Genomic DNA, 10,145 nt, shown 5'->3' on the forward strand with positions numbered 1-10,145 from the left:
GGCCGCTGGCGTAAGCCGTCGTCACGAGCCGGCCTGCCCGCAAGAGGGAAGCGTTACGTCGACGCGTGCCGGGCGGGCCTCAGCCGATGAGGCAGGCATAGCGTTCAGCACGTGGCGGCAGCCGGCAATCAGGACCCGCTGCGTCATGAAGCACCAGTCCGGAGAGGAACAGGAAGTCCGGGTCGGACTGATCGCTACCGCGTGCATGGAGGTCCTCTCGGCTGCCCGGCCGGGAGACCAGACCGGGCGTGGCGAAGGTCGGCTGCCAGAAGTCGGCACCGCGACCGTGTACATGCGCCGTATATCCGCAGGGAGGGGGCATTCCACGGTCTTGTGCGGTTTCTTGCTCCGAACCGGGGGCAGATTCCCCCGTTCGCAGGCAACAGCGGAGCGGGACAAGGCCGGCCGCAGGACCCAGGGAGCGGCTGCGTCGTTCCAGTCCGTGCGACCACCTTCCCAGTGTCTTTCTGGCGGTGCAGCCGGCACGTCAGGCACTCACCGGCGCACCGACCCCGGACACCCCGCCCCGGGGCGAAGCCGCCGGCCAAGATCCGGTTCGGCACTGGCACCCGGGCTCCCGCGGCGCCGCTTCAGCACCTCTTCTTCCCAACCGCTCCCTGGGCCGGGAGTGTCTCCGTCACAGACCCTCCACGTGATCACCGCATTCTTTCAGCGCCCCGCGCGTATCGAGCACCAGGGGCGCGTTGCGGACCAGCTCGTCCAAGTCGAGGCATGAGTGGTCCGTGTGCAGGACGGCCAGGTCCACGCCGGAGAGGCTGTCCCGGCCGAGTGACTTGACCTCGGGGAGGGGCCGGCCGTCGACGACGAATTCGGACACATAGGGGTCGTGCCAGCTCAGCTCTGCGCCGGAGCGCATGAGCCGCTTCGCCACGGAGAAGGCCGGCGACTCCCGGAGATCGCCGATCTCGCGTTTGTAGGCCACTCCCACGAGCACAATGGAGGCGCCGTTGACCGGTTTCCGCACCGCGTTAAGCATCTCCGCGATCCGCGAGGCCACGTACGCGGGCATGCGGTCGTTAATCTCCGTCGCCAGCTCGACGAACCGGAAGGAGAGGCCGAGCTGGCGCACTCGCCAGGAAAAGTACGCCGGGTCGATAGGAATGCAGTGGCCCCCGACCCCTGGGCCGGGGTAGAAGGGCATGAACCCGAAGGGCTTCGTGGCCGCGGCGCCGATCGCCTCGTACAGATCGATGCCGAGTTCGCGGCAGAAGACGGCCATCTCGTTGGCGAGTGCGATGTTGACGTGCCGGAAGGTGTTCTCCAGCAGCTTGGCCGTCTCGGCCTCCCTGGGGGACGAGACGGGGACCACGCGGTCGACCAGCCTGCGGTAGAAGGTGGTCCCCGCTGCCGTGCATTCCTTGGTGACTCCGCCGACGATCTTGGGCGTGTTGCCCAGTCCGAATTCCGGGTTGCCCGGGTCGATCCGTTCCGGGGAGAACACGAGGTTGTAGTCCCGGCCGGCCACCAGGGACGAGATCTGTTCGATCTGGCCGGCCACCAGCCCCTCGGTGGTGCCCGGGTAGGTCGTCGACTCCAGACTCACCAGTTCGCCGGGGCTAAGGGACCGCGCGACGAACCCGACGGCGGTGGTCACCATGGACAGATCGGGCAGTTTGTCCAGTAGCGGCGTCGGGACGCAGATCACGTACGTCGTGGCCGCAGCCAGGTCGTCGGGGTTGCTGGTGAACGAGAGCCGCCCGGTCGCCAGGGCACGGCCGAGGGATTCGTCGGTGACAGTGTCGACCGGGCTCCGGCCCATCTCCAGGACCGCGATCCGGCCTGCGTCCACGTCGAATCCGACAACCTCAACACCGGCTTCCACTGCGGCCAGGACCACGGGCAGGCCCACGTAGCCCAGGCCAAGTACGGCCGCCCGGACTCGTTCGGGGGCTGCCGGCTTTCTTGGCTGTCCGGCGGTCCGCTCGTCGCCGACATGCATGGTATCCAATCCCTTCAGTCTGGCGTTGCCGTCATCTGGGGCGAGGACGGCCGTCATGAGGTGTTCTCCACAGCGAGGGCAGCCGCGGGGAGGGGCGACCCGGCCTGCCGCGCTGCCGTCCCCATGGACTGACGGGCCACGCCCCACAGGAACCGCGCGTTGCCGAACAGGTACCTGCGCCACAGGCGGCGGGGCTCGGAGCCGAGCCGGAAGGTCCATTCGAGGCCGCCGCGCTGCATCCACGAGGGCGCCTGCGGCTTGTGCCCGGCGACGAAGTCGAAGGCAGCGCCGACGGCGGCGCATACGACCGGGAGGGACGATGCGAGTTCCGCCGCATGGAGGTCCTGTTTGGGGGTGCCGAGGCCTACCCAGACGATGTCGGCGCCGGAGGCGAGTATGTCCTGCTGCTGGTCGTGCAGCTCGCCGGGGCTCAGAGGGCGGAAGGGCGGGGAGCAGGCGCCGGCGATACGCGCGAGGGGGAAGCGGCGGCGCAGTTCACGCTGCAGGGCGTCCAGGACCTCGGGGGTGGAGCCGAGCAGGTAGTGCCGCAGTCCGGCGTCCCGTCCGAGGGCGAATACGTCCAGGAAGAGGTCGGGGCCGTACACCCGGGTGGTGGGCAAGAGCGTCCCTCGGTGTAGCAGTTGGTTGGCCCAGACGACGGGTTGGCCGTCGGGGAGGTTGAGTGCGGAGCGGCGCAGGATGTCGTGGAGTTCCGGGTCGCGGTCGGCGAGGGCGAGCGTGTGGGCGTTGCACAGGTGTACATCGCTGCCGCGAACGGGGGCGATCGAGCGGGCGCTGCGGTGGTGCTGGGCCAGATGGATGACGTGGCGGGCGGCGCTCTCGCGGGTGTGGGCGGCGATGGGTACGCCGAGGCAGCCGACGACGGGAACGCCGATGTGGTCGGACGCGGTGCATGCCAGGACCGTCATGAGTGCACTCCCGCGGTGAGCCCCTGTTCGGGTACGGGGATTGCGGTGCCGTGCTGCCCGGCTGGGGCGTCCTGGCTCAGCCGGTTGCTCAGGCAGAGGATGGTCTCGCGCAGTCCCAGTTCGACGGGGGTCTTCGGTTCCCAGCCCAGCTTTTCGCGGGCCAGCGTGATGTCCGGGCGGCGTTTCTCGGGGTCGTCCTGCGGTCGGGGCACCAACTGGATGTCGGAGGACGAGCCGGTGAGCTCGATGATCCACCGGGCGAGGTCGAGCATGGAGACCTCGTGCGGGTTGCCCAGGTTGACCGGGCCGCCGTGCTCGCCGGCCATCATCTGGACCAGTCCGCTCACCAGGTCGTCGACGTAGCACAGGGACCGGGTCTGGGCGCCGTCGCCGGTGACCGTGAGGGGGTCCCCCTCCAGCGCCTGGCGGACGAAGGTGGGGATGGCCCGGCCGTCGTCGGGGCGCATGCGGGGGCCGAAGGTGTTGAAGATTCTGACGACCTTGGCGTCCACCCCGCGGCTCCTGCGGTACGCCATGGTCAGCGCCTCACCGAATCGCTTGGCCTCGTCGTAGACGGAGCGCGGTCCCACCGGGTTGACGTTGCCCCAGTAGTCCTCGGTCTGCGGGTGGATCTGCGGGTCGCCATACGACTCGGAGGTTGAGGTCAGCAGGAATCGGGCGTTCTTCGAAGCCGCCAGGTCCAGGGCGTTCCAGGTGCCTGCCGACCCGACGCGCAGGGTCTCCAGGGGCAGCCTCAGATAATCCGTGGGCGAAGCAGGTGAGGCCAGGTGGAATACGGCGTCCACCTGGCCGTCCACGTCCAGGCTCTGACAGACGTCCCGGTAGCTGAACCGGAATCGCGGATGCTGCATCAACTGTTCGATGTTGTGCAGACCGGACGTCAGGAAGTTGTCCACACACACCACATCACCGCCTTCGGCGAGCAATCGCTCGCACAGGTGGGAGCCGATGAACCCGGCTCCGCCGGTCACTACTGCACGCATGCCAGTCCTCTCGCCGCCGGGCGGCCCGTCCCACCCCTACCGGCCGATCCGAAGTGTCAATGAAGGAACTCGAACTGACGCCATGTTTATATTCAAATGTCGGTAATGCGCGAGGCCGCAGCGTCGAATGGATGAAGCGGACCCGCCGTCGGAGCGGTTCATGTCCCAGCTCGGCATTAGGCAGTAGGGAGAGGTCAGGATGCTCGGATCAGGCGCCGAAACGGTCAAGCGGGTCGTCGATGTCATGGGGGCGGCGGTCCTCATCGTGCTGCTGGCCCCGGTCCTGCTCGCCGCGATTGTCGCCATCAGGCTCGACAGCCGCGGCCCCGTGCTCTTCCGGCAGCGCAGGACGGGGCGGCACGGCAGGGAATTTTTCGTGCTGAAGCTGCGCACCATGCGGGTCGGTTCCGAGCGGCAGCGCCAGGCATTGTCCGCCAGCAACGAGACCGACGGGCACCTGTTCAAGATCCGCGAGGACCCGCGTATCACCAGCACGGGTCGCTGGCTTCGCCGCTTCTCACTGGACGAGCTGCCACAGCTGTTCAACGTGCTGATGGGCCACATGTCACTAGTCGGCCCGCGGCCACTGCCGCTGGAGGACTCGGCGTTCACCGGGGAGGCACGCCACAGGCTACTGGTCCGTCCTGGCCTTACCGGGCTGTGGCAGATCAGCGGTCGGTCCGACCTGAGTTGGGACGAGAGCCTGCGTCTGGACCTGACGTACGTCGACACGTGGTCGCTCCGGCTTGACCTGCTCATCCTGGCCCGGACCCCGGCGGCGGTGCTGCGGGGAGACGGCGCTTACTGAGCGGGGCCGAAGCGCGCAACCACCTTCCCTGGGGGCGCGTTCTGTTCCGCCCTTCGGAGGAATATGCCGTTCGAAGTGTTACCCGCAGCCCGCGATTCCGTATGTATCCCCGTGTCCTGATTGCCTGCCCAGCAGCACTGACTGCTGGGCCTGACCTCCGTCGAGGGAGCCTGGTCACGATGCCTATACCTTCGATTCGGCGCGTAGCGGTGGCTACATTGGTCGCCGCCCTACTCGCTGTCCCCACTGGGGCGGTGGCGGCGCAGGCCGTCCCCTCCGAGGCGGTGGCTGCACCGACCGCCTTCCCTCCCCCCTACCCCGACCCCTATCCCTACCCGCACCCGCACCCCTATCCGCACCCGCACCCCCACCCCCACCCCCACCCCTATCCGCCGCATGTCAGTTCTCTGGTCATCAGCTCCAACTTCGTGTTCGCCGGTGGTCGGCTGTTTTTCGTCGCAACCGGATTCGGCCCGTTCGAACCGGTTACGGCACGACTCGACCCGTCGGGCTACGTGCTGGGCATGTTCACAGCTGACCGGCGCGGCGTAGTGAGGGGAGGCGTGATCATTCCTCGCAGCGCGCATGGCCGCTACGTCTTCTCCGTGAGCGGCCAGAGCTCCGTGCTGACCGCCCCCGTCACTGTCAGGCGTCTGCATCATAGGCCCGGCCACTTCGGCCATCGTGCCGGGGAAGCGGGCAGCGCGACGGGAGTGTCCGCGACGAGGATCCACGCGGATCCGGTGGCCCACCGGGTCACGCAGTCGGAACCGGGTTCCGGCAGCCGTCTGGCCCTGGCAGGTACAGTCGCCGCACTGACGGCGCTCGGCGGCAGCAGGCTGGTGCTCCGACGCCGAGGCAGCCGCGGACGGCGCGGATGAGGCGGAGCACACGACGGTGATGGCCCGCAGCCGCAGATTTCGCGACCAGGCCGACGGCGACGGCCGGGCCCGGCGACGCCTTCGTCGCCGGGCCCGGCCTTTGCTGTGGGGCGCTGTGGGCCTGGTGCTCGCCGGAGCCGCATGGGTCGCGGTCACCGGTGTGCTGGCCCGCAACGAGCTGCTGGCCGCCCAACGCAGCCTGGCCGCGTTGCAAAGCGTCAAGACGGCGAGCGCGTCGGCGGCCGGGGCGCGGGGCCTCGGCTCGCTGGCGCCCGAAGTACGCTCCGCCGCCACCCATGCCGCCCGGGCACACCTCTACACCACCGGCCCGGCCTGGTATCTGGCGGCGCAGATCCCCGTCCTGGGCGACCCTGTGCGTACCGTGCGCGGGGCAGCGTGGGCCGGCCATCGCGTCTCAGCGGACGTTCTTCCTCCGCTGGTACGCCTCGCGGACGGCCTTACCGCCGATGCGCGGGCGGGCGGCAGCCGCATCGACCTCGCCGCGCTGCGCCGGGCGGCTCCCGAACTGGAACGCGCCGCGCGCATGGCGTCCGACACGCGTAAGCGGTCGGCCACGCTGCCGCGCAACACCTGGCTGCCGCCCGCGGACCGGGCTCTTACGCAGCTCAACGGTCAGCTCGACCGGCTCGCGCCGGCCACAGCCGAAGCCGCCGCGGCGGCGCGCGTGCTTCCCGCGATGATGGGCGCGGAGGGCGAACGGCGCTATCTGGTGATCTTCCAGAACACGGCCGAGGCCCGGGGTACCGGAGGGCTGCCCGGCGCGTTCGCCGTCCTGACGGCCTCTCAGGGGAAGCTGGGTTTTACGGACTTCGGCAATGACACGGTTATGGCCGACGCCCGCGCAACAGTGGATCTCGGCGAGGAGTACGCCGCCGAGTACGCACAGAACGCGCCCACCACCACCTGGGTGAATGCCAACCTCAGTCCGCACTTCCCATACGCCGCGCAGATCTGGGCCGACGCCTGGTTGCGGCACAGCGGTAAGAAGGTCGACGGGGTCATCGCCCTCGATCCTGGCGCGATGGCCGGGCTGCTCGCGGTCACCGGCCCGGCGCGGTTGGCCAACGGCACCACCGTGTCGGCCGGGAACGTGGTGGATCTGACCGAGCGCGCCAGCTACGCGGCCTTCGCGGACACCACAGAACGCAAGGGTTTCTTCCTCGAGGTGGCCAGTGCCACTGCCGCGAAGCTGCTCCTTGCCGCCGACGGCCGGCAGGTGCCTGTCTTGCTGTCCGCTCTGCGCAAAGAGCTCAACGACGGTCGAGTCTCGGTGTGGAGCGCTCATCCGCCCGAGCAACGGGAACTCCAGCGGCACCACTTCGCGGGCGACCTGCCGGACGGCCCGGCACCGTTCGCAGGACTGGTCGTCAACAACGCGGCCGGGTCAAAACTCGACTACTACCTCGACCGGAAGCTGGTCTGGGAGCCGCGGCAGTGCAGCCCGGACGGGCGAGAGATCACGGTGACGGCCACGCTCACCAACCGGGCCCCGGCTTCCGGTCTCCCCACGTACGTCACCATGAGGGTGGACGAGCCGCCGTACGCCACCAGGCCGGGGGACAACCGGCTGCTGGTCTCGTACTTCGCGAGCACGGGAGCGGTCCTGACCAGGGCTACGCTGGACGGCCAAACCGCGCTGCTCAACACGGCCACGGAGCGCGGGCATCCCGTGTTCACCCTGGACATGGAGCTGCCCGCGCAATCGGCCCACACGCTCAAGCTGTACCTGGTCGAGCCTCCTGCCACGCGGTCGCCGGTCGTGCTGCGCCAGCCGCTGGTGCGGCCCTTGCAGTCCACCGTAAGGCCCTTCCCCCGGTGCGGCAGTTGACGGGCGCCGGTAGAGGTCAGCCCAGCACAGCCACTGCGATCCGCTCAACCGACTCCGCGATCCGCCTCGCGCACGACCGCGCCACCTGCTCCGGTGCACCGTACGGGTCGGCCACGTCATCGTCCTCACCGCGGCTCTCCGCCCCCCTGCGGGCCCCGGCTCCGCGCACCAGCTCGGCAGCCCGGTCCGCGGGCCCGGCCACCCCGTCGGCGTCCTCGGCCCGCAGCAGCCTGGCGAACTCACGCAAAGTGAACGCCCGCCTCAGCGCCCACACGGGTGACAGCCGCACCGCCGCATCGCGGTGCTCCGTCGCAGCACCCAGCACGAGGTCCGCGTTCTCCACCAGATCCACTGTCAGCCGGCGAGCAACGGCACCACATGGGTCCCCGCCCAGCCCGGCAAGGAGAGCCGCAGCCACCGGGTCCATGGGGGTGCCCACCCTGGCGACTGTGCCGGCGCTGCTCACCCGGAACATCTCCCGGGACGAGCCCAAGCGGGCCGTCAGCAGACGCTCAGCCAGCGGCGAGCGGTGCAGATTGCCTGTGCAGACCATGAGCACCCGGAAAGGCAGCCGCGAGTGGCCGCGGGCCGAAGCGGCGGAGAGGTCGGGCATGACAGCAGTATCGCGGCGAAGGTCGCGTTCGTCCGTTCGCCCCGCCGGACCATCACCGCATGCCAAGTCCCTTGCGGCGGCATGGCTGTCCGCGATCCTCGGGCGGCCGGCCGACGGGGCCTCGCCGCCATGGACGGATAATTCGCGCAAGATTTTGGGGAGGTGGATCGAGCGGCACGCCCGCGATTGGGCGCAGCTCTCTACCGAACAGCAGGAGCGGCTGACCGCGATGGGCGTGAAGCCCGCTGAGCAGCCCTCCCCTGCCCCGGCCAAGAAGAGCAGGCGGTCCCGGGAAGCTGCCCGAGGCGTTCCAGCGAGGCGTAGCAGCCCTGGCGCAATACATCGCACGTGAAGGCACCCACCGCGTTCCCAGGGGCCATACCGAACAGATCGCGGTCGACGAGACCGAGCCGCTGACCGTCCGGCTCGGGGTGTGGGTGTCGAACACCAAGAGCCGCCGGGACAAGCTCACCGAGCCCCAGCGGGTCGCCCTCACCGAACTCGGCATCGAATGGGCTGTGACACCGACCGCGGCTGTTCGTTGAGCCTGTCGGTCAACGAAGTGCACAAAGAGACCCTGGAACGTCCTGACAGACTCCCGGGGTCTCGTCCTGCCAGCGGGCGGGCGCGAGGCACCTACCCAAGCCGCTGCACCATCCCCGCGGATGCGGGGAGCAGGTCCTCATCGGAATCCCCTGGCTGAACTGCATGGGACCATCCCCGCGGGGGCAGGGAGCAGATTCCCGACACGGTGAACTGCATCGTGCGCTGAGGACCATCCCCGTGGGTGCGGGGAGCAGGTGGCGATCTTGCCGAAGTTGTTCTTCAGCTTGGGACCATCTCCGCGTTGCCCCCTCTGATTAACTACGCCAACAAGTGGCCCCTTAGCCGCGATCCGGCACAACTACCTTGCCGCCCAGACTTCGATGGCAGACCTCAAGGTTCGCTGTCACAGGAGTGCGACCGCCAGGTCGCCGTTGCCGCTCACGCGCGCCCGCCAGCCGCCCCACCGCCCTTGCGTTGCGGCGGCCCCGGCCGACGCCACCCCCAGAAGCCAGCGCAGCGCCCGGCAGCCCCCTCGCCGCCGCCTGCCCATACCCACCACACACATCCACCAACCACCCAAGGACAAGAGGGGCGGCAGAGAGGGGAAGTCAGCGACGTGCACGGCTGAAAACCCGTTCTTGAGCTGCGCAAATGCAGAGTTGCCCCAGAGAGCAGCGCAAGTGATGGTGCAAGTAATGGCGCAGGTGATCGTGCAAGTGATGGCGCAAGCGATGTCACCGGCTCACCACGGCGCGCCAGACGCCCCCCAGCGCGGCGGCCACGGCCGACGCCGCCTCTCCCAGCCGCAGCCGGCGCAGCGACGCCGGGGTTCCCCGAGCCGCACCCACCACCACACACCATCAGCACCAAGTGGCAGGAAGGGCAGCAGAGAGGAAAGTCGGCGTACTCACCACGGGAAAACGCTGCACGAACTGGGAAAACGCACGACCGGCGGGGCAGACGGTGCAGCCGTTGTCGCAGCCGTTGTTGCCACCCTTGGCGCAGCCGTCGTTGCCACACCCGGTCACGGCGCCTCAGCCGACCGCAGCCCCGTGTCTTCCGGCTGGCTTTGGCCGATGGCGGCCGCAGTGTCGAGCCAGCCCGCGAGCATCATCACGGCCCGTCTGCCGATCCGCCGTGCGAGCCCACCGGTGATCATGCCGGCGAGGAACATGGTGATGATCTGCGACAGGACTATGAGTCCCGACTGGGTGACACTCGCGCCGAATCCGTACCCCGTCGACGTCGGAGTCTGGACGAACTCCGGCACGAAGGCGAAGAGGGCGTACATGGCCACGCCGATCGGGAGCGCGATCACGCCGCATCATGGTCATGTCGATGAGATGCTGCGCCGACCGCTTTTCCACATTTGCATGTCCTTCACCGATGCCGGGCCGAAGGCCGAGAGGCAGCGCAGCACGGTGTCGTCGGGCGCGGGAACCTTCGGAGGGCCTGCCTGTCGGCGTCGTTTGAACCGTGACCCTCTGACGGCGGATCAAAACTGACCTGTCTCGTGGCATCCATATCAACCTGATCTTGATTTGAGATCGGGAGG

8 protein-coding genes are annotated in these 10,145 nt (G+C 69.0%); 3 read left to right on the forward strand and 5 right to left on the reverse strand.

Translation table 11 applies throughout. The features are described from left to right. Positions 1–637: 637 nt before the first annotated feature. Genes EFK10_RS40295 through EFK10_RS40305 form a run of 3 tightly spaced genes read right to left on the reverse strand, consistent with a single transcriptional unit; the run spans position 638 to position 3,893 of the window. Entirely contained in the window at positions 638–1,960 is a 1,323-nt protein-coding gene (locus tag EFK10_RS40295; protein WP_127360610.1) for a nucleotide sugar dehydrogenase, read from the reverse strand. Between the two features lie 53 nt (positions 1,961–2,013). Continuing rightward, the gene (locus tag EFK10_RS40300) at positions 2,014–2,889 is read right to left on the reverse strand and encodes a WecB/TagA/CpsF family glycosyltransferase (protein WP_127360611.1); all 876 of its coding nucleotides are present in this window, start codon (positions 2,887–2,889) and stop codon (positions 2,014–2,016) included. Further along, positions 2,886–3,893 (reverse strand): UDP-glucuronic acid decarboxylase family protein, encoded by a 1,008-nt coding sequence (locus tag EFK10_RS40305; protein ID WP_206305786.1) that lies wholly within the window; start codon positions 3,891–3,893, stop codon positions 2,886–2,888. The genes EFK10_RS40300 and EFK10_RS40305 overlap by 4 nt, the downstream gene beginning before the upstream one ends. Positions 3,894–4,092: 199 nt before the next feature. Here EFK10_RS40305 and EFK10_RS40310 point away from each other — a divergent pair, with 199 nt between their 5' ends. Together EFK10_RS40310 and EFK10_RS40315 are read left to right on the forward strand one after the other, a co-directional pair. Then, positions 4,093–4,701: a sugar transferase gene (locus EFK10_RS40310; RefSeq protein ID WP_127360612.1), complete on the forward strand. Its 609-nt coding sequence runs from the start codon at positions 4,093–4,095 to the stop codon at positions 4,699–4,701. Between the two features lie 900 nt (positions 4,702–5,601). Next, on the forward strand, positions 5,602–7,431 hold the full coding sequence (locus EFK10_RS40315; protein ID WP_127360613.1) for a DUF4012 domain-containing protein: 1,830 nt from the start codon (positions 5,602–5,604) through the stop codon (positions 7,429–7,431). Between the two features lie 16 nt (positions 7,432–7,447). Here the strand turns inward: EFK10_RS40315 and EFK10_RS40320 are convergent, their stop codons facing one another. Next, complete coding sequence (locus tag EFK10_RS40320) at positions 7,448–8,044, reverse strand: arsenate reductase/protein-tyrosine-phosphatase family protein (protein WP_127360614.1); 597 nt, start codon at positions 8,042–8,044, stop codon at positions 7,448–7,450. Between the two features lie 341 nt (positions 8,045–8,385). On the opposite strand from EFK10_RS40320, the gene EFK10_RS53630 reads away from it, so the two are divergent. Continuing rightward, positions 8,386–8,589, forward strand: a complete 204-nt coding sequence (locus EFK10_RS53630; protein ID WP_407647238.1) for a helicase associated domain-containing protein — start codon at positions 8,386–8,388, stop codon at positions 8,587–8,589. Positions 8,590–9,614: 1,025 nt separating this feature from the next. Here EFK10_RS53630 and EFK10_RS40330 read toward each other — a convergent pair. Then, a complete protein-coding gene (locus EFK10_RS40330; RefSeq protein WP_127360615.1) occupies positions 9,615–9,908 on the reverse strand; it encodes a hypothetical protein in 294 nt (97 codons plus the stop codon). Positions 9,909–10,145 lie beyond the last annotated feature (237 nt).

The sequence above is a fragment of the Streptomyces soli genome, from assembly GCF_003999195.1.
In the GTDB taxonomy this organism is placed as follows: domain Bacteria; phylum Actinomycetota; class Actinomycetes; order Streptomycetales; family Streptomycetaceae; genus Actinacidiphila; species Actinacidiphila soli.

Coding starts and splice junctions, on each gene's coding strand:
- EFK10_RS40310 (WP_127360612.1), top strand. CDS start 4,093: ATGCTCGGATCAGGCGCCGAAACGGTCAAGCGGGTCGTCGATGTCATG.
- EFK10_RS40320 (WP_127360614.1), bottom strand. CDS start 8,044: ATGCCCGACCTCTCCGCCGCTTCGGCCCGCGGCCACTCGCGGCTGCCT.
- EFK10_RS40305 (WP_206305786.1), bottom strand. CDS start 3,893: ATGCGTGCAGTAGTGACCGGCGGAGCCGGGTTCATCGGCTCCCACCTG.
- EFK10_RS40315 (WP_127360613.1), top strand. CDS start 5,602: ATGGCCCGCAGCCGCAGATTTCGCGACCAGGCCGACGGCGACGGCCGG.
- EFK10_RS40295 (WP_127360610.1), bottom strand. CDS start 1,960: ATGCATGTCGGCGACGAGCGGACCGCCGGACAGCCAAGAAAGCCGGCA.
- EFK10_RS40300 (WP_127360611.1), bottom strand. CDS start 2,889: ATGACGGTCCTGGCATGCACCGCGTCCGACCACATCGGCGTTCCCGTC.